We start from the raw sequence: 18,225 nt of genomic DNA on the forward strand, positions 1-18,225 counted from the left end.
ATAAAAGCCTAAACGTTATTTTAACTGACTTATCCAGTAATGAAAGCCTAAAGTATATAATTTATATTAGACCGATCTTCTTGCTATGCAAACTTATATGTATAGGTTCATAATATAAGAACCCTATTCTACATATACATACCGCCATTTACAGAAATAACTGATCCAGTAACATAACTGGCTTCATCGCTTGCAAGATAGGATACTGCTGCGGCCACATCCTCTGGCTGACCCAGCCGTCCAACAGGTACAGCATCTAGCATAGAGTTTAATAATCGCTCATCCAGCTCATCTGTCATATCTGTTTCAATCAAACCTGGTGCAACACAGTTAACAGTGACTTGTCTTGAGCCAATCTCACGAGCCAATGTCTTACTAAAACCTTCAACTCCTGCTTTGGCGGCTGCATAGTTCGCTTGCCCGGCATTACCCATTTGAGCAACCACAGAGGTAATATTGATAATGCGACCTTTTCGCGCTTTCATCATACCTCTTATGGCTCGCCTGCTCATACGATAGATAGAAGACAAATTGGTATCAATAACCTTATCCCAATCCTCATCTTTCATACGCATTAACAAACCGTCTTGAGACATACCTGCGTTATTAACCAGTACTTGCACACTACCGTATACGCTTTCTATTTCTTCAAATAGTTTGTCAATATTTTCTTGATCATTAACGTCTAATACCCGGCCTATGCCACCGGCATCATGCAAGTACTCGTCAACAGAATCGGCACCTTCAGAAGTGGTGGCAGTACCAATAACAAAATGTCCTTCTTTCGCAAACCGTTTGGCTATCGCCTTACCAATACCGCGACTGGCACCAGTTACCAATGTAATTGTACGACTCATGATTATTCCTTAATTAACTCATCAAATAGCTTATCTAAGCGTGATGGTTTATCAGTTGGAAAACAAGGTATTGCTACCTCTTGGCGCTTTGCCAAGTTACAGAGTACTGTTCCTGGACCACATTCAATTATCAAATTTATGTGCTTGCTTGCAAAATTTTGCATCGTCTGTGTCCACAATACTGGCTGATTAAGCTGTTCAGTTAATGCTTTTTTAATAGCGCCAACCGTTTTTTCATCAGTAGCATGTCTATTCTGTAGTACAGGAATCTCAGGCAGCTTAAACTCACATTCAGATAGCTTATCTGCAAGCGTTTGGGTTGCAGGCTCCATAAGCTCACAGTGTGAGGGAACACTAACCTTTAGTGGTAGCATTCGTTTACCCATACATTGAATGTGTTTTCCTAAAGTTTCAATACCATTAGCGTTACCTGCTACCACAATCTGTCCTGGGCTGTTAAAATTTGCAGCACTAACGACTGCATCCTCATGGCCATTTTCAATACTTTCACAGGCGCTAATAACTTGACTGTCTTCTAAGCCTAGCACGGCAGCCATTTTGGTATCTAAACCTTGTACCGCATCTTGCATCAATTGTCCACGAGTATGAACTAACTTGACGGCATCTGCGAGACTTAACGTACCGGCTGCACATAGTGCGCTATATTCGCCTAACGAATGGCCTGCTAAATATATAGGTTCAATATCTATATTATCTTGCGCTTTTAGCAATCGCCATATCGCCATGCTTGCAGTTAATAAAGCAGGCTGAGTATATTCTGTCTTAGCAAGCTCTGTGTCATTTTGGCATATCTCCCAAAGATCAAACCCTAATGCATCACTGGCTTCTGCAAAGGTTTGTTTAACAATGGGATAAGACTCACTTAGTTCATCTAACATGCCAACTGTTTGTGACCCTTGACCTGGGAACACGACAGCAATTCGACGAGGTGTATGATGATGTTCTTGTTTCTTAGCAGAACCAGACGTTTTTAATGACATTTTCAGCCTTCTTATTTTTAAGCTTTTTTATACGGTTATGAAACTAAAGACATAAGATTAAAAATAGGTAAGTAAAAAAAGATAAATAAAAAAGAGCCAAGCAACTAATGGTAAATACCATTAATAACACTTAGCTCTTATCGTAAACTTTAATCATTAACTATGATTATCGTTTAGTCTTCTTGGCTCGCTTTGAACAACTGACGACCACGGTAAAAACCATCTTTAGTCATATGATGACGACGATGCTTTTCACCAGTTGTTGAATCAATACTTAATTCAGCAACTTCCATATGGTGGTGTGAACGACGCATATCACGGCGTGAGCGGCTTTTACGACTTTTTTGAACAGCCATGGGTCTTGCTCCTATTCTAAGAATGCTTATAAAAATCCACGTTGTTAATTTTGAATAATCACAGACGTGGATTTAGCAAAATGAGTTCGCTATTGACCTCAATAAGAGCATCTCTTATTAAAAATCAAATAGGTTGAAAATCTGGGAATAATAAACGAGGGATTATACTCTTTTTACGCCATAAAATAAAGGGCTTATTCATTTTATAATATCTAAACTTAAAGCTTACCTTTTAGGGCTTCAAGAGCAGCAAAAGGATTCTCGTTATCCTCTTCAATTATCTCCCCTACTTGTTCTACTGCCATTTCACAATCATCATGTTTTGCAGATAAAGGCACATCTAACAAAAGCTCATCTTCAATAAGCTTTTTAAGCGGTAGTAAGCGGTCACCCTTACTGTTCTCTATTTGTTCGGCGAGAAGCTCTTCTAAAAGTAGATAGTCATCAGATTCCTCTACCAAGCTTTCATGCTCTTCACTCTGCAATAGTACTAATGTAGCATCATGGGAGACATCAAGTTGCAAAGGTTTTAAACATCTTTGGCAGTTCACCCAAATAGCGCCATCAAATTCCATAGTGAGCGTTAGCAGTTGGCCTTCTCTTTTGAGCACACACTTTATTTCGATAGGCTCATCTTTATACGTATCGACGACAACATCATTTAGTCTTTTGAAATCACGCGGCGTTACAGCTCCAGACCACACATAGCCGACCTCTTCCCATTTTTCTAGGTTGATATGATTTGGCAATTGGTCTGTTTTAGTATTTGTTGGATTATCCTTTACCAAAACAGTTGGCTTTTCCATAGTTTTATTAGTAGTCATATTTCTCTCAATATAAATATATGTGTATGCACTATAGTTATAAAATTCTCATTGATCATCTATTTGATGGTATTTATTGCTGTTCAATAATATACATAGCTGATGATTGTTAAACGTTCAATAGTTGGCGCTTATCAATTTATTCTACCTCAAAGTAGTGCCTAAGATGTTAAAATAAGCCTCATATATAATAATTTCATTTAGGTTTCTATACATTTGAACAAACTGTACTGAAGCCAACTATCAAATTCTAGTGTTGTCATCTTATAGTGAATGAATACGGTCGTTAGATATAATAATTATGGGTAAAACTTTTTTTTCAAGTCTACCATTGCAAGTGCTAATCCAAAAATTTCAAATCTCAACATGCTATGAGCATATTAAGCGCTTAGATTACGTAAATGAAGGTGCTATCTTTAAATCTTGGATAGAGTTAAAGCATGAGTGGTCAAAAATACAATCCAGTAATCATGTTATAGAGGCCGCGCCCTCAACCCACATTGATTTTGAGAGACAAGAAGCTGACTGGCTCATTACGGTTTTTAACAAAGCATTTGCCGCTCATAACGTTATTTTAGATCGTAGTGATGGTGAACCTGAGTATTTTGCTGCCGACGAACATAATCCTGCTCGTATTATGTTTGCGCATGGCTATTTACAAAGCGCACTTCATGAAATAAGCCATTGGGCTATAGCAGGGCCTCATCGTCGCACCCTTAATGACTTTGGATATTGGTATGCTCCAGATGGACGTACAGAAGTACAACAAGAGGCTTTTGAGCGAGTTGAAATCAAACCTCAGGCATTAGAATGTCTATTCACTCTGATGTGCTCTAAAACATTTGAGGTGTCTTTGGATAATCTCGATGCTACATTTGATACCTCTAAGAGCACCTTCAAACAAGATGTATATCGTCAAGCTTTATCCTATATCAAGAATCCAGATATCATACCAAAAGACGCTAAATTACTACTGACGACTTTATGTTATTTATGTCATGATAAAGATTAAACATTATTATCATCGATCTAGTACTAACATTACAGTGAACTATAATACGTTGATCTGTAATACGTTGATCTATATTACAGTATCATTCAAACTCAATATCCATAGGTAATAAAACAAATTATTTAATTGAAATTTATCAGTTACTTTAACAACCAGAACTATTGTGAGGTCGGTTATGCTAACTTTGTATATTCATCCAGAAAACCCTCAACCTCGTCTTATAAAGCAAGTCGTTGATGCTTTAAATCGTGATTTGCTGATTGTTTATCCAACAGATACTAGTTATGCATTTGGTTGCAAAATAGGTTCTAAAGCCGCTCTTGAGAAATTACGCTTTATTCGTGAACTTGATGACAAACATCAGTTTACTTTACTGTGCCGGGATCTAAGTGAGATTTCCACATATGCTACAGTAGACAATCTACAATTCAAGCTTCTTAAAAACAATACGCCCGCTCCAATCACGTTTATTCTTGAAGCCACAAAAGATGTTCCAAAAAAGCTGTCGCATCCTAAGAAAAAAACCATTGGTATCAGAGTACCTAAAAACCCAATTGCTCAAGCCTTATTAGAAGAAATGGGCGAACCTATCCTTACCAGCTCATTATTATTACCTAATATGGAGCTCTCGTTAGATGAACCATTCGATATCGAAGAAAAGCTTGATAGCAATATTGATGTATTAATAAATGCAGGCGTTTTAACCACTAAGCTAACTACAGTCGTTGATTTAACTCAAGTGCCGCCAGAATTAATTCGTCAAGGTGCTAGTGATGTTTCTGAATTTATTGAGTAACTGGTTTTACAGATCATTGGACTTAATAATTTAGAGGACATCACAAATAAGAAAAACCTCAGTAACTCAATCAAATTATGCTAAATACATAATTTAAAAAGCTACTGAGGTTTTCTTGATCCAAGCAAATAGGACTAATAAATATTAGTCACGATCTACTAGTTCAACGTATGCCATAGGTGCATTATCACCATCACGATTGCCACATTTGATGATACGTAAGTATCCACCTGGGCGATCTTGATAACGAGGACCTAATGTACCGAATAGTTTACCAACCATATCTTTATTACGCATACGGCTGAATGCCAAACGGCGATTAGCAACTGAATCTTCTTTTGCCATAGTTATTAAAGGCTCAGCCACACGGCGTAGCTCTTTAGCTTTAGGTAATGTTGTTTTTATCAGTTCATGTTCAAACAAAGAGTTTGTCATGTTCTGGAACATTGCCTTACGATGGCTGCCGGTACGACCCAGCTTTACTCCACTCTTACGATGTCGCATGGTCAAATATCCTTACTTAAGTGTTAACGGCTGCGGTATGAAAAACGATCATCAACTCGAAGGTCAGCAGGTGGCCAATTCTCTAGGCGCATATCCAGTTCCAACCCTTTTGACGCTAAAACGTCTTTAATTTCAGTTAATGATTTTTTACCTAAATTTGGTGTTTTAAGCAACTCAGTTTCTGAACGCTGTACCAAATCGCCGATATAATAAATGTTTTCAGCTTTAAGACAGTTTGCTGAGCGAACCGTTAGTTCAAGATCATCCACTGGACGTAATAGTACAGGGTCGACCTCTTCTTTCTCTTTAACTGGCTCAGGGGCTTCTTCAGCTTCTAAATCGACAAATATAGAGATTTGCTGCTGAAGGATGGTAGCCGCTTTGCGAATTGCTTCTTCAGGATCAATCGTACCATTGGTTTCAAGTTCAATGATTAAACGATCTAAATCCGTACGTTGCTCAACGCGAGCGTTTTCTACTTGATAAGCAACACGTGAAACTGGGCTAAAACTTGCATCCAGCTTCAAACGTCCAATAGCTTTAGTATCACCATCTTCACGACGAAGATTAGCAGGCTCATAACCGCGACCCATAACAACACGTAAACGCATTTTTAGGTGGCCACGTTCGCCTAATGTACCAAGAACCAAATCAGGATTAGCAATTTCAACATTGTGCGGTAAATCTATATCTGCCGCAGTGATAGTGCCAGGGCCCTGCTTATCAAGCGTTAGAAACACTTCATTTTGATCGTGCATAGTAATTGCCAGACCCTTTAGATTTAATAATAAATCTAAAATATCTTCTTGCAAACCTTCAAGTGTAGAATACTCGTGATCTACACCGTCAATCTCTGCTTCAATTACCGCTGCACCAGGCAACGAAGATAAAAGAATACGACGAAGAGCATTACCTAAGGTATGCCCAAAGCCGCGTTCTAACGGCTCGAGCGTGACTTTTGCATTGGTTTCATCAACCGCATCCACATTAATGGCATTAGGGGTCAGAAACTCGGTAGCATTTAGCATCATATTGTCACCTCGATTAGTTAATCAAATTATTGTTAGCGATTATTTAGAGTACAACTCAACGATTAAGCTTTCGGTGATTTCTGCAGGCAAATCAATACGATCTGGTGCTTTCTTAAATGTACCTTGCAATTTGCTATGATCAACTTCTATCCACTCTGGAATACCACGTTGAGTAGCAAGTTCAATTGCATTCTTAATACGTAACTGTTCTTTTGCTTTTTCATGCACAGCAATAATATCGCCATCTTGTACCTGAATTGAAGGAATGTTCACACGAACAAACTCATCACGGCCTGCTTTTTTTAGCATGATAGCGCGATGGCTAACTAACTGGCGTGCTTCAGCACGTGTAGAACCAAAACCCATACGATAAACAACGTTATCTAAACGGCGTTCTAGCATCTGTAATAAATGTTCACCAGTTGCACCACGTGCACGTGCAGATTCTTTATAGTAGTTGGCGAATTGGCGTTCTAATACACCATACATACGCTTCACTTTTTGCTTTTCACGTAACTGTAGCGAATATTCAGATGCTTTGTTACGTGAGTTGCCATGTTGGCCAGGTACGCGACCTGCTTTTTTAGTCTTAACGTCAAAAGGTTTAACACCTGATTTTAATTGTAAATCAGTACCTTCACGACGCGACAGCTTTAATTTTGGACCAATATAACGGGCCATGCTTGTGTCTCCTTGAGTTACGTCTTAATAGTAACCAGTAACGGTATTTTGTCTTATTACACACACCGTATTCTTTCTTAAAATTAAGCTAAGAATACGGTAACGATAGTTTATACGCGACGCTTTTTAGGCGCACGGCAACCGTTGTGTGGGATTGGGGTTACATCAGATATGCTATTTATTTTAAAACCTAATGCACCTAAAGCTCTTACCGCAGACTCACGACCCGGCCCTGGACCTTTAACCAGAACATCGACATTTTTTACACCATAGGTTTCTTGAGCTGCTTTACCAGCAACCTCAGCTGCAACCTGAGCTGCAAATGGTGTAGATTTACGTGAACCACGGAAGCCTTGTCCACCTGAGGTGGCCCAAGCCAATGCATTACCTTGACGATCAGTAATCGTTACAATGGTGTTATTAAAAGACGCATGAATGTGGGCTACGCCCTCTGATACCGAACGACGTGCCGCTTTTTTGCGACCACGGGTGTCTTTAGCCATCTTTTAGCTTCCTAAGTTAATTATCTTTTGATTGAACGAATCGGACCCTTACGAGTACGAGCATTGTTCTTTGTGTTTTGACCTCTTACAGGTAAATTACGACGATGACGGATGCCACGGTAACTACCTAAATCAACCAAACGCTTAATATTCATTGAAACTTCACGACGAAGATCACCTTCTGTCATATAGTTACCAACTTGAGCACGGATAGCATCAAGCTGAGTATCATCCAATTGACTAACTTTAGTAGAAGGTTCGATACCTACTGCTTCAAGAATTTTCTTAGCAGTTGTACGACCAATACCAAATATATAAGTCAATGAAATCACTGCATGCTTGTTATCCGGAATGTTTACGCCGGCAATACGAGCCATTGATTTCTCTCCAATTATGAAAAATGAGTCTAATAATCAATAACTATCATCCTAAAAGACTAATAGTCTTAAAGTAATAGTATTAAATAGGACTTATGTTTCAGATTTTGCCATTTACTATAAATACATCTAAAACGTAATAGAATTTTAAACAGTAAACGACGGCAAGTGGCGGATGATAACTCATCCGCCAATAAATTTCAAGTTGTTTTCATTGTATTATATAAGTTTATAAAAGTTATAAATATAAACGTATTTAAATTCAATAAAATTAACCTTGACGCTGCTTATGACGTGGTTCTGCTTTGCAAATCACATGAACGCGACCTTTGCGACGTACAACTTTGCAGCTACCACAAATCTTTTTAACTGATGCTTGAACTTTCATATTAAACTCCTAAATGAGCAAACCACTGATAAAAGCAAATTATCTAATTAGTGTTTGATCATGATACTGATGTGTCATTAAGTGCGCCTGAAGTTGGGATATGAAATCCATAACCACGACCACCATAATTAAAAGTGATGTACCACCAAGATGAAACGGAATACCGAACGACGATTGTAATAGCATAGGCATTAAACAGATTACCGTCATATAGATAGCACCAATAAAGGTTAATCTATTCAAAACGTGATCCAAGTAACGCTGAGTTTGTAACCCAGGACGTATGCCTGGAATATATGCACCGCTACGTTTTAAATTCTCTGCAACTTCACGTGGGCTAAATACTAATGCCGTATAAAAATAACAGAAGAAGATAATCATCGCACCAAATAGTACTAAATATAATGGCTGACCCGGTGCCAAAACTAACGACATCGTTTGCAAAAACTGTTGCCACATACTTGGATCAGCTGAATTACCTACCCATTGACCTAAACTTGCAGGGAACATTAACAATGCACTAGCAAAAATAGCAGGAATAACGCCCGCCATATTAATCTTCAAGGGCAAGTGAGATTGTTGGTCAGCATAAACTTTACGGCCTTGTTGCTGCTTTTGCGCGTAATTCACTGGTATACGACGTTGAGCACGTTCAATATATACAATACCAGCTGTTACTGCTATACCTAGTACGGCAAAGATAAGTAACATGATCAAGCTTTGTGGATCACTCTTTACCATTTCAAAAGATTGACCTAGCATACTAGGGACACTTGCAACAATGCTTGCAAAAATAAGCATTGATATACCGTTTCCTACGCCACGTTCAGTAATTTGCTCACCAAGCCACATCAAGAACATAGCACCTGCAACAAGCGAACTTACTGCAGGTATGTAAAAAGTCAATCCTGATGACAACGTAAGATTCTGACTAATTAATCCAGTACACATAAATATAGCTTGTAAAGACGCTAAAAATAAGGTGCCCTGTCGTGTATATTTATTAAGCTTACGGCGTCCCGACTCACCTTCTTTTTTTAGAGCTTCTAAAGATGGCATAACAGATGACATCATTTGAACAATAATAGACGCTGAAATATAAGGCATAATACCTAATGCCATTATAGACATTCTCTCTAAAGCACCACCTGAAAACATATTAAACATGCTTAAGATGGTGTTCTCATTACGAGAGAATAAATCAGCTAAGCTAACCGGATTAATACCAGGTACTGGTATGTGAGAGCCTAAACGATAAACAATCAACGCTCCAATCAAAAATAACAAACGATTCCACAACTCATCGTATTTACGAATAAAAGTAAGTGGATTCATTGGTATTGCTGCAGTTGGCGAAGATTGCTTAGCCATTTACTTACTCCTGAGTTTCCTCAATTGTACCACCAGCAGCTTCAATCGCCGCTTTAGCACCTTTAGTCACTTTTACATCTTTAAAGGTATAAGCTTTATTAACTTCACCAGAAAGGATAATACGTGCACGTTTCATATCATGACGTATGATGTTTGCGGCTTTAAGCGTTTCAATGCTAACCACATCACCGTCAATCTTGTTTAACTCAGATAGACGTACTTCTGCAGTAGTCATTGCCATTTTACTGGTAAAGCCAAACTTGGGTACACGGCGGAATAGTGGCATTTGACCACCTTCAAATCCAGCTGGAACACTTGAACCTGAACGAGATTTTTGACCTTTAACACCACGGCCACCAGTCTTACCTAAGCCAGAACCGATACCACGTCCACGACGCTGTGCAGTCTTTTTAGCACCAACACCTGGTGATAATTCGTTTAATTTAAGTCCCATTACGCTTCCTCCACTTTAACCATGTAATTGATGCGATTCACCATTCCACGGGTTGAAGGCGTATCTTCAACTTCAACTGTGTGTCCAATGCGACGTAAGCCAAGACCAATTAGACAGGCTTTATGGCTTTTAAGGCGATGGGCACCAGATTTGATTTGAGTAACTTTCATTGTTTTCATCGTAACTCACCTACTATTATATTTTTTTAAAACAGTATATATAAAAAATGGTTAGCCCAAAATTTCTTCTACAGTTTTACCACGTTTTGCAGCAGCTTTAGCTGGCGTTGACATATCGCGAAGACCTTTGAATGTTGCATGTACTACATTAGTAGGGTTCGTTGAACCATAACATTTTGTTAATACATCTTCTACACCCGCTGATTCTAATACAGCACGTACAGCACCGCCGGCAATAACACCAGTACCTTCGTTTGCAGGCTGCATGTATACTTTACTTGCGCCATGACGCGCTTCGATAGGATGCTGAAGGGTACCACCGTCAAGTTCAACCGTAATCATATTACGTTTTGCAGCTTCAAGTGCTTTTTGGATTGCGGCAGGAACTTCACGAGCTTTACCACGACCAAAGCCTACACGACCATTACCATCACCGACTACTGTTAAAGCAGTGAATGAGAATATACGACCACCTTTAACTACTTTAGATACACGGTCAACAGACACTAACTTCTCTACTAAACCGTCATTTTGTTCTACTTTAGCCATGATTAAAACTCCAATCCATTTTCACGAGCAGCATCAGCCAATGCTTTAACACGACCATGGTATTTAAAACCACTACGATCAAAAGCAACTTTGGCGATACCTGCAGACTTTCCACGTTCAGCGATGAGTTTACCCACAGCAGTAGCTGCTTCAACATTACCAGTAGCGCCAGAACGTAGTGTTTCGTCAAGCGTTGAAGCTTGAGCTAATACTTCACCACCAGTCGGTGCAATGATTTGAGCATATATATGGCGTGGAGTACGATTAACAACTAACCGATGCACACCTAAATGACGGATATGTGCACGCGTTTTCTTAGCTCGACGTAAGCGAGCAGATTTTTTATCAAACATATCATTTCACCTTATTTTTTCTTAGCTTCTTTACGAACTACATGCTCGTCGCTATAACGTATACCTTTACCTTTATATGGCTCAGGAGGACGATAACCACGTATTTTCGCAGCAGCTTGACCTAAAGCTTGTTTATCGTTTGACTTTAGAATAATTTCAGTTTGAGTTGGCGTTTCAGCAGTTACGCTTTCAGGCAAAGTGTACTCTACAGGGTGTGAATAACCCACATTAAGAGTAACTTTATTACCAGCTACTTGTGCACGATAACCAACACCAATTAGCTGAAGTTTCTTCTCAAAGCCTTCAGATACACCAATGGCATAATTGTTCAGAATTGAACGCATGGTACCAGTTTGCATCCACGCTTCTTTAGAGTCAGATACAGGTGATAAGATAATTTGATCATCTTCTTGATTTAGCTCGACCAAATCGTGCAGGCGTAAAGACATAGTACCTTTACTGCCTTTAACTTCAACCTGCCGACCGTTCAAAGTAACACTTACGCCTTTAGGCAGTGCTACTGGGGCTTTAGCCACACGAGACATAGGAATATCCTTTAATAACAGATAAATAACGAATGATTATTAAAAAATTAACAGGCACTAGGCCTGTTAATAATTATAATCAGCTCTATATTATTCAGCCTAAATATAAATTTATATCTAAATTCATTTTATTAAGGGCCTAAATAAAGGCGCTTATTATACCTGAATAATAGAAATTTAAAAAGACAAATAATATAATTTCTAATTTATGCGACAAACGCAATAATTTCACCGCCAATACCAGCCGAACGAGCAGCACGATCGCTCATGATACCTTGACTGGTTGAGACAATTGCCACACCTAAGCCTTGCTGAACCGATGGAATGCTATCTTTTCCACGATATTGACGAAGACCTGGGCGGCTATAGCGTTTGATCTCTTCGATAACAGGCTTGCCTTCGAAGTATTTAAGTTCGATTTCTAAAGTTGCTTTACCATTTTCATGATCAGTTACCTCAGCAGAAGCGATGTAACCTTCATCTACTAATAAGTCAGCTATTGACTTACGTAACTTAGAACTAGGCATTGCAACGTTAACTTTACGTGCCATTTGTGCGTTACGAATACGGGTTAGCATATCAGCAACTGTATCTTGCATACTCATAGTATAACTCCCTTACCAACTAGCTTTACGAACGCCTGGAACATCACCTTGCATTACGCGCTCGCGTAAAATATTACGTGATAATCCAAACTTACGGAAGTAACCATGCGGACGGCCAGTTACGGCACAACGATTACGTAGTCTAACTGGTGATGAATTACGTGGCAGTGATTGTAATTCAAGAATGGCCTCCATTCTTTGTTCATCACTGGCATTAACGTCACTGATAATTGCTTTGAGGTTAGCACGCTTTTCAGCATACTTAGCAACCATTTTCTCGCGTTTTAATTCGCGATTAATCATGCTCTTTTTTGCCATAATGCTTTATTCCTATTGCTTATATGCTATTTAAACGGGAAGCCGAATGCTTTAAGCAGTGCGCGACCTTGCTCATCATCTTGAGCAGTTGTCGTTATGGTAATATCTAACCCACGAAGACGATCAATTTTATCATAATCAACTTCTGGGAATACGATTTGCTCTTTAATACCTAAAGAGCAGTTACCACGACCATCAAATGCTTTTGGAGAAAAACCACGGAAGTCACGAATACGTGGGATAGCAATAGCAATGAGACGATCTAAAAACTCATACATTTGCTCGCCACGTAAGGTTACCTTACAACCAATTGGCCATTCTTCACGAATTTTAAATCCTGCGACAGATTTACGAGCTTTAGTAACTACTGGTTTTTGACCTGCAATTGCAGTCATATCCGCTAAAGCGCCTTCTAAAAGCTTTTTATCTTGCGAAGCACCGCCAACACCCATATTTAAGGTAATTTTGGTAATTCTAGGTACTTGCATGACATTTTCTAAGCCTAGCTCATCTTTGATTTGCTGCTTATACTGGTCATTGTATAATGATTTTAATCTTGCCATTGCTATTACACCCTTAGTGTTTTACGCAGTCGCCACTACTTCACCATTTGAACGATAGACGCGCTGTTTTTTGCCATCTTCATCAAATTGGTAAGTAATACGATCAGCTTTTTGGGTTTGCGCATTATAAATTGCGACGTTTGAAATATGTAAAAATGCTTCTTGCTTAACGATGCCACCTTCAGCACCAGTAGCTTGATTAGGCTTCTGATGTTTGGTCACGATGTTAACGCCTTCCACTTTAATTCGGTCATTTTTAACCGCTAGCACAGTGCCTTGTTTGCCCTTATCTTTACCGGCAATAACGATAACACTGTCACCTTTACGTAATTTAGACATAGGTTAACTCCCGCTTTTAAATATCTATAGTACTTCTGGCGCTAATGATACAATCTTCATAAATTGATCACCGCGTAATTCACGAGTTACCGGCCCAAATATACGAGTGGCAATCGGTGCGTTATTCTGATTAAGCAATACAGCAGCATTGTCATCAAAACGTAGTACTGAGCCATCTGGACGACGTACACCTTTTTTAGTACGTACTACCACAGCATTCATAACATCGCCTTTTTTAACACGACCACGTGGAATTGCTTCTTTAACAGATATTTTAATGATGTCACCAACAGAGGCATAACGACGATGTGAACCGCCCAATACCTTAATACACTGTACTCGTCGTGCACCACTATTATCTGCAACTTCCAGAATTGTTTCAGTCTGAATCATTGCGTTACTCCAATCATATTCAAAAGGCAATAACTATACTGATGTAATCACTTAATATAGCAGATGCAATATGAAGTAATTAAATTTGCTAAGTCACCGTAAGGGCGCGTATTCTACCAGTTATTATTGCCAATTGCAATTTGCTTATATTTTTTCCGCTGTTTCAATAACGTCTACTAACTTCCAAGATTTAGTCTTGGAAATAGGGCGTGTTTCAGTAATCCGAACCACATCACCTTCTTTGCATACGTTATTTTCATCATGGGCTTTTATTTTAGTAGAACGACGGATTTGTTTGCCATACAGTGGATGACGAACTTTACGTTCGATCAATACAGTAATTGATTTATCCATCTTGTTACTGACTACCTTACCAGTAACAATACCTACACCTGTGCCCGATTGTTCGGTTTGTTGAATATCGTCACTCATTAGGCGCCTCTTAGTTTTTCATTAATCAAAGTCTTGATAGTAGCAATCGCACGGCGGTTTGCTTTGACTTCGTGTGTGCTACCTAGTTGACCGGTGGCTTTCGCCATACGAAGACGAAAGGCATCAAGTTGCTTCTCATCTAGTAATCCAGTCAGCTCTTCTACTGATTTTTCTCGTAATTCACTGATCTTCATTACATTATCGTCCGCTTAACAATGGTAGTTTTGAAGGGCAATTTAGCTGCTGCAAGCTTGAAGGCTTCGCGTGCTAATTCTTCAGATACCCCTTCGATCTCATAAAGCATCTTACCTGGCTTAATTTCGCATACCCAGTATTCAACAGGACCTTTACCTTTACCCATACGAACTTCTAATGGTTTATTAGTAATAGGTTTGTCAGGGAATACACGAATCCAAATCTTACCGCCACGCTTAACTTTACGCGTGATTGTACGACGTGCAGCTTCAATTTGGCGTGCAGTCATACGACCACGACCAACTGATTTTAAGCCAAATTGACCAAATGCAACAGTGCTACCACGATGTGCTAAACCCGTGTTACGCCCTTTATGCATTTTACGAAATTTGGTACGTTTTGGTTGTAACATAGCTTAACCTCTATCTGTGTTTGCTCTGTCTGAATTGTTACGGCGATTACCACGGCCGCGACGTTTTGGCGCACGAGACTTATCTTCTTTTGGCGGATTATAAACACTATCCATACCGTCTAAGATTTCACCACGGAAGATCCATACTTTAACACCGATGGTTCCGTAAGTAGTCTCAGCACGAATTGATGCATAATCAATATCAGCACGGAGGGTGTGTAAAGGTACACGACCTTCACGATACCACTCAGTACGTGCAATTTCTGCACCGCCTAAACGACCAGACAATTCGACTTTAATACCTTGAGCACCTGAACGCATACTGTTTTGTACGGCGCGCTTCATCGCACGGCGGAACATAACACGGCGTTCTAGTTGACTGGCAATACCTTCTGCAACTAAACGGGCATCAAGATCAGGAGAAGTAATTTCTTGAATATTAACCTGAGCAGGTACGCCCATCATTTTGGTTAACTCTTTTTGTAACTTCTCAATATCTTCACCTTTCTTACCGATAACGATACCAGGACGCGCGGTAGAAATAGTGATCTTTGCAGCTCCAGTAGGACGCTCGATCATTATGCTACTTACCATCGCGTTATCTAGCTTCTTACGAAGGTAGTCACGAACTTGAATATCGTTAATTAGATATTGTGAATATTGTTTTGGGTCAGCATACCAGTTTGCGTTATGCTTCTTAACGACGCCAAGACGAATACCAATTGGATGTACTTTTTGTCCCATGAATTATTCTCCTACCTTAACAGTGATGTGACAGGTACGTTTACTGATACGATCAGCACGACCCTTTGCACGTGGTAGGATACGCTTTAGCGTGATGCCTTCATCCACGTAGATAGTTGATACTTTAAGGGTATCAATATCAAGACCGTGGTTGTGTTCAGCGTTAGCGATCGCAGAATCAAGACATTTCTTGACGAAAACTGCGCCTTTTTTATTGCTGAACGCAAGGATATCCAAAGCACGTTCAATAGACTTACCACGAACTTCGTCTGCGACAAGTCGAACTTTTTGTGCCGAAATGGCGGCACCGCGTAATTTAGCAGTTACTTCCATAATGAGCACCTTATTTTTTTGCTTTCTTGTCAAAGCCATGACCACGATATGTACGGGTCGGGGCAAATTCACCTAATTTATGGCCAACCATTTGCTCACTTATGATGACTGGTACGTGTGTACGACCATTATGAACAGAAAGTGTTAAACCAACCATTTGTGGCAGGATCATTGAGCGGCGTGACCAAGTTTTAATAGGCTTACGTGAGTTAGACTCGATAGCTTTTTCTACTTTGGCAAACAGATGCGCATCAATGAATGGACCTTTTTTCAATGAACGAGGCATGAAATTATTCCTTATTTCTTCTTGGCGCGACGGCGACGGATGATCATATTGTCAGTGCGCTTATTATGACGCGTTTTAAGACCTTTAGTCTTCTGACCCCATGGCGTAGTAGGATGTTTACCCATTGTACGACCTTCACCACCACCATGTGGGTGATCGACTGGGTTCATCGCGGTACCACGAACCGTTGGACGAATACCGCGCCAACGTGATGCACCTGCTTTACCAAGTGATTTTAGGTTGTTTTCAGAGTTTGAAACTTCACCAATAACTGCACGGCAATTGATATGTACACGGCGAGTTTCACCTGAACGCATACGCAATATCGCATAGATACCATCTTTACCAAGTAATTGAACAGATGCACCAGCTGAACGAGCCATCTGAGCACCTTTACCAATTTTTAGTTCGATATTACTAATAGTACTACCAACTGGAATGTTTTTAAGTGGTAAGCAGTTACCTGGACGAATCGGTGCTGATTCACCTGACATTACTGAGTCACCAACTTGTAATTTCTTAGGTGCGATGATATAACGACGCTCTCCATCTGCATACTTTAGTAAAGCAATATGCGCAGTACGGTTAGGATCATATTCAATACGCTCTACAGTCGATGGAATATTATCTTTAGTACGTTTAAAATCGATTACACGATAATGCTGTTTGTGTCCACCACCAATGTGACGTGAAGTTATACGTCCATTGTTATTACGACCACCTGATCTGCCTTTTGACTCTACAAGTGGCGCATATGGACGACCTTTGTAAAGGTGTGGATGCACCACTTTTTCAACAAAACGGCGACCTGGTGATGTAGGCTTTGCTTTTACGATAGGCATGATTTGTATCCTTATTCGTTGTTCGCTGTTTCGCTAGTAGTTGTTGCAGTATCTACAACTTCTTCACTAGAATCAGCCCCAATTATTTGTTGAGTAGCTACATCTTGACCAGCTTTTAGAGTCACATAGGCTTTTTTATAGTCATTACGACGGCCAATGCTTCTACCAAAACGCTTTGTCTTACCTTTAACATTCAAGGTGTTAACTTTTGTTACTTCGACACCTTCAAACATTAACTCGACTGCTTTTTTGATTTCACGCTTAGTGGCGTTTCCATCTACTTTGAAAACCTGTACACCCAACGAGTCACCTAGCAGCTGAGATTTTTCTGAGAAGACAGGCCCTTTTAAGACCTGATAAAGTCTTGCGTTATTCATGCTAGTGCTTCCTCAAATTGTTTCGCTGCGTCAACAGACATGATGACTTTATCAAACGCAATCAAGCTAACTGGATCCACCTCATCTGTACCAAGAACATTCACATGCGGAATGTTGCGGGCAGATAAAAATAGATTTTCAGAAACTTCATTGGTCACGATTAATGCTCTTGGTGCATTAAGTTCTTCTAGTTTGCTAATAAGCTCTTTTGTCTTAGGAGCTGATACATTAATATCATCAACTAGAATCAAGCGATCTTGACGAACTAATTCAGCCAAAATACACTGCATAGCACCACGGTACATTTTACGGTTCACTTTTTGTGACCAGTCTTGTGGTTTTGCAGCAAATGCTCGACCACCACTACGCCAGATAGGGCTACGAATTGAGCCTGCACGTGCGCGGCCTGTGCCTTTTTGACGCCATGGTTTTTTACCACCGCCAGAAACTTCAGCACGAGTTTTTTGTGCGCGTGTACCCTGTCGTGCGCCTGCTAAATATGCAGTCACGACCTGGTGAACGAGGGCTTCGTTGAATTCACGACCAAATGCCGTGTCAGACAGCTCAACCGCTGCGCCTGTAACAGTTTTTAAATTCACGTTAAT

Annotated in this window: 32 protein-coding genes; 2 read left to right on the plus strand and 30 right to left on the minus strand. The window is 39.8% G+C overall.

Going from position 1 to position 18,225, the window contains the following annotated elements; genetic code table 11:
* Window positions 1-128: 128 nt before the first annotated feature.
* The 4 genes from fabG to AC2SLP_RS00550 all read right to left on the minus strand — a co-directional run bounded on the left by fabG (window position 129) and on the right by AC2SLP_RS00550 (window position 3,038).
* Window positions 129-863 (minus strand): 3-oxoacyl-ACP reductase FabG, encoded by a 735-nt coding sequence (gene fabG / locus AC2SLP_RS00535; protein WP_486534816.1) that lies wholly within the window; start codon window positions 861-863, stop codon window positions 129-131.
* The gene (gene fabD, locus AC2SLP_RS00540; RefSeq protein WP_486534632.1) at window positions 860-1,858 is read right to left on the minus strand and encodes an ACP S-malonyltransferase; all 999 of its coding nucleotides are present in this window, start codon (window positions 1,856-1,858) and stop codon (window positions 860-862) included. Before fabD ends, fabG begins: the two co-directional genes overlap by 4 nt.
* Before the next feature lie 173 nt (window positions 1,859-2,031).
* Complete coding sequence (gene rpmF / locus AC2SLP_RS00545) at window positions 2,032-2,214, minus strand: 50S ribosomal protein L32 (RefSeq protein WP_486534634.1); 183 nt, start codon at window positions 2,212-2,214, stop codon at window positions 2,032-2,034.
* 218 nt (window positions 2,215-2,432) lie between these two features.
* A complete protein-coding gene (locus AC2SLP_RS00550) occupies window positions 2,433-3,038 on the minus strand; it encodes a YceD family protein (protein WP_486534636.1) in 606 nt (201 codons plus the stop codon).
* Window positions 3,039-3,339: 301 nt separating this feature from the next.
* Between AC2SLP_RS00550 and AC2SLP_RS00555 the strand changes: the two genes are divergently transcribed.
* Window positions 3,340-4,050, plus strand: a complete 711-nt coding sequence (locus AC2SLP_RS00555; RefSeq protein WP_486534638.1) for an elongation factor P hydroxylase — start codon at window positions 3,340-3,342, stop codon at window positions 4,048-4,050.
* Window positions 4,051-4,225: 175 nt separating this feature from the next.
* Complete coding sequence (locus tag AC2SLP_RS00560) at window positions 4,226-4,846, plus strand: L-threonylcarbamoyladenylate synthase (protein WP_486534640.1); 621 nt, start codon at window positions 4,226-4,228, stop codon at window positions 4,844-4,846.
* Between the two features lie 144 nt (window positions 4,847-4,990).
* Here the strand turns inward: AC2SLP_RS00560 and rplQ are convergent, their stop codons facing one another.
* The 26 genes from rplQ to rplD form a co-directional block, all read right to left on the minus strand.
* Window positions 4,991-5,350 carry a 50S ribosomal protein L17 gene (rplQ, locus tag AC2SLP_RS00565; RefSeq protein WP_486534642.1) on the minus strand — a complete coding sequence of 120 codons (360 nt, stop codon included), beginning with the start codon at window positions 5,348-5,350 and terminating at the stop codon, window positions 4,991-4,993.
* Window positions 5,351-5,373: 23 nt separating this feature from the next.
* Window positions 5,374-6,381: a DNA-directed RNA polymerase subunit alpha gene (locus AC2SLP_RS00570; protein ID WP_486534644.1), complete on the minus strand. Its 1,008-nt coding sequence runs from the start codon at window positions 6,379-6,381 to the stop codon at window positions 5,374-5,376.
* 39 nt (window positions 6,382-6,420) lie between these two features.
* Window positions 6,421-7,062, minus strand: a complete 642-nt coding sequence (rpsD, locus tag AC2SLP_RS00575; protein ID WP_486534646.1) for a 30S ribosomal protein S4 — start codon at window positions 7,060-7,062, stop codon at window positions 6,421-6,423.
* Between the two features lie 110 nt (window positions 7,063-7,172).
* Window positions 7,173-7,565, minus strand: a complete 393-nt coding sequence (gene rpsK / locus AC2SLP_RS00580; RefSeq protein ID WP_486534648.1) for a 30S ribosomal protein S11 — start codon at window positions 7,563-7,565, stop codon at window positions 7,173-7,175.
* A gap of 20 nt (window positions 7,566-7,585) precedes the next feature.
* Complete coding sequence (gene rpsM / locus AC2SLP_RS00585; RefSeq protein WP_486534650.1) at window positions 7,586-7,942, minus strand: 30S ribosomal protein S13; 357 nt, start codon at window positions 7,940-7,942, stop codon at window positions 7,586-7,588.
* Between the two features lie 271 nt (window positions 7,943-8,213).
* Window positions 8,214-8,330 (minus strand): 50S ribosomal protein L36, encoded by a 117-nt coding sequence (rpmJ, locus tag AC2SLP_RS00590; protein WP_201497744.1) that lies wholly within the window; start codon window positions 8,328-8,330, stop codon window positions 8,214-8,216.
* Between the two features lie 39 nt (window positions 8,331-8,369).
* Window positions 8,370-9,701, minus strand: coding sequence for a preprotein translocase subunit SecY (secY, locus tag AC2SLP_RS00595; RefSeq protein ID WP_486534653.1), 1,332 nt, complete (start codon window positions 9,699-9,701; stop codon window positions 8,370-8,372).
* Window positions 9,702-9,705: 4 nt separating this feature from the next.
* A complete protein-coding gene (rplO, locus tag AC2SLP_RS00600) occupies window positions 9,706-10,155 on the minus strand; it encodes a 50S ribosomal protein L15 (RefSeq protein ID WP_486534655.1) in 450 nt (149 codons plus the stop codon).
* On the minus strand, window positions 10,155-10,334 hold the full coding sequence (gene rpmD, locus AC2SLP_RS00605; protein WP_486534657.1) for a 50S ribosomal protein L30: 180 nt from the start codon (window positions 10,332-10,334) through the stop codon (window positions 10,155-10,157). The genes rplO and rpmD overlap by 1 nt, the downstream gene beginning before the upstream one ends.
* Window positions 10,335-10,385: 51 nt before the next feature.
* A complete protein-coding gene (gene rpsE / locus AC2SLP_RS00610; RefSeq protein WP_486534659.1) occupies window positions 10,386-10,883 on the minus strand; it encodes a 30S ribosomal protein S5 in 498 nt (165 codons plus the stop codon).
* 2 nt (window positions 10,884-10,885) lie between these two features.
* A complete protein-coding gene (gene rplR, locus AC2SLP_RS00615; protein ID WP_486534661.1) occupies window positions 10,886-11,236 on the minus strand; it encodes a 50S ribosomal protein L18 in 351 nt (116 codons plus the stop codon).
* A gap of 11 nt (window positions 11,237-11,247) precedes the next feature.
* The gene (gene rplF / locus AC2SLP_RS00620) at window positions 11,248-11,781 is read right to left on the minus strand and encodes a 50S ribosomal protein L6 (RefSeq protein ID WP_486534663.1); all 534 of its coding nucleotides are present in this window, start codon (window positions 11,779-11,781) and stop codon (window positions 11,248-11,250) included.
* A 206-nt stretch (window positions 11,782-11,987) separates the two neighbouring features.
* The gene (gene rpsH, locus AC2SLP_RS00625; protein WP_486534665.1) at window positions 11,988-12,386 is read right to left on the minus strand and encodes a 30S ribosomal protein S8; all 399 of its coding nucleotides are present in this window, start codon (window positions 12,384-12,386) and stop codon (window positions 11,988-11,990) included.
* A 12-nt stretch (window positions 12,387-12,398) separates the two neighbouring features.
* A complete protein-coding gene (gene rpsN / locus AC2SLP_RS00630; RefSeq protein WP_486534667.1) occupies window positions 12,399-12,704 on the minus strand; it encodes a 30S ribosomal protein S14 in 306 nt (101 codons plus the stop codon).
* 26 nt (window positions 12,705-12,730) lie between these two features.
* A complete protein-coding gene (gene rplE / locus AC2SLP_RS00635; RefSeq protein WP_486534669.1) occupies window positions 12,731-13,267 on the minus strand; it encodes a 50S ribosomal protein L5 in 537 nt (178 codons plus the stop codon).
* Window positions 13,268-13,288: 21 nt separating this feature from the next.
* Window positions 13,289-13,606 carry a 50S ribosomal protein L24 gene (rplX, locus tag AC2SLP_RS00640; protein WP_486534671.1) on the minus strand — a complete coding sequence of 106 codons (318 nt, stop codon included), beginning with the start codon at window positions 13,604-13,606 and terminating at the stop codon, window positions 13,289-13,291.
* 24 nt (window positions 13,607-13,630) lie between these two features.
* Window positions 13,631-13,999, minus strand: a complete 369-nt coding sequence (rplN, locus tag AC2SLP_RS00645; RefSeq protein WP_486534673.1) for a 50S ribosomal protein L14 — start codon at window positions 13,997-13,999, stop codon at window positions 13,631-13,633.
* Window positions 14,000-14,143: 144 nt separating this feature from the next.
* On the minus strand, window positions 14,144-14,431 hold the full coding sequence (gene rpsQ, locus AC2SLP_RS00650; protein WP_486534675.1) for a 30S ribosomal protein S17: 288 nt from the start codon (window positions 14,429-14,431) through the stop codon (window positions 14,144-14,146).
* Window positions 14,431-14,625, minus strand: a complete 195-nt coding sequence (rpmC, locus tag AC2SLP_RS00655) for a 50S ribosomal protein L29 (RefSeq protein WP_486534677.1) — start codon at window positions 14,623-14,625, stop codon at window positions 14,431-14,433. The genes rpsQ and rpmC overlap by 1 nt, the downstream gene beginning before the upstream one ends.
* Window positions 14,625-15,038: a 50S ribosomal protein L16 gene (gene rplP, locus AC2SLP_RS00660; protein ID WP_486534679.1), complete on the minus strand. Its 414-nt coding sequence runs from the start codon at window positions 15,036-15,038 to the stop codon at window positions 14,625-14,627. The genes rpmC and rplP overlap by 1 nt, the downstream gene beginning before the upstream one ends.
* Window positions 15,039-15,041: 3 nt before the next feature.
* Complete coding sequence (gene rpsC, locus AC2SLP_RS00665; RefSeq protein ID WP_486534681.1) at window positions 15,042-15,782, minus strand: 30S ribosomal protein S3; 741 nt, start codon at window positions 15,780-15,782, stop codon at window positions 15,042-15,044.
* A gap of 3 nt (window positions 15,783-15,785) precedes the next feature.
* Entirely contained in the window at window positions 15,786-16,115 is a 330-nt protein-coding gene (rplV, locus tag AC2SLP_RS00670; RefSeq protein ID WP_486534683.1) for a 50S ribosomal protein L22, read from the minus strand.
* Between the two features lie 10 nt (window positions 16,116-16,125).
* Window positions 16,126-16,401: a 30S ribosomal protein S19 gene (rpsS, locus tag AC2SLP_RS00675; RefSeq protein ID WP_486534685.1), complete on the minus strand. Its 276-nt coding sequence runs from the start codon at window positions 16,399-16,401 to the stop codon at window positions 16,126-16,128.
* An 11-nt stretch (window positions 16,402-16,412) separates the two neighbouring features.
* The gene (rplB, locus tag AC2SLP_RS00680; protein ID WP_486534687.1) at window positions 16,413-17,243 is read right to left on the minus strand and encodes a 50S ribosomal protein L2; all 831 of its coding nucleotides are present in this window, start codon (window positions 17,241-17,243) and stop codon (window positions 16,413-16,415) included.
* An 11-nt stretch (window positions 17,244-17,254) separates the two neighbouring features.
* On the minus strand, window positions 17,255-17,620 hold the full coding sequence (gene rplW / locus AC2SLP_RS00685) for a 50S ribosomal protein L23 (RefSeq protein WP_486534689.1): 366 nt from the start codon (window positions 17,618-17,620) through the stop codon (window positions 17,255-17,257).
* Complete coding sequence (gene rplD, locus AC2SLP_RS00690) at window positions 17,617-18,219, minus strand: 50S ribosomal protein L4 (RefSeq protein ID WP_486534691.1); 603 nt, start codon at window positions 18,217-18,219, stop codon at window positions 17,617-17,619. Before rplD ends, rplW begins: the two co-directional genes overlap by 4 nt.
* Window positions 18,220-18,225 lie beyond the last annotated feature (6 nt).

The sequence above is a fragment of the Psychrobacter sp. CX21 genome (assembly GCF_057396255.1).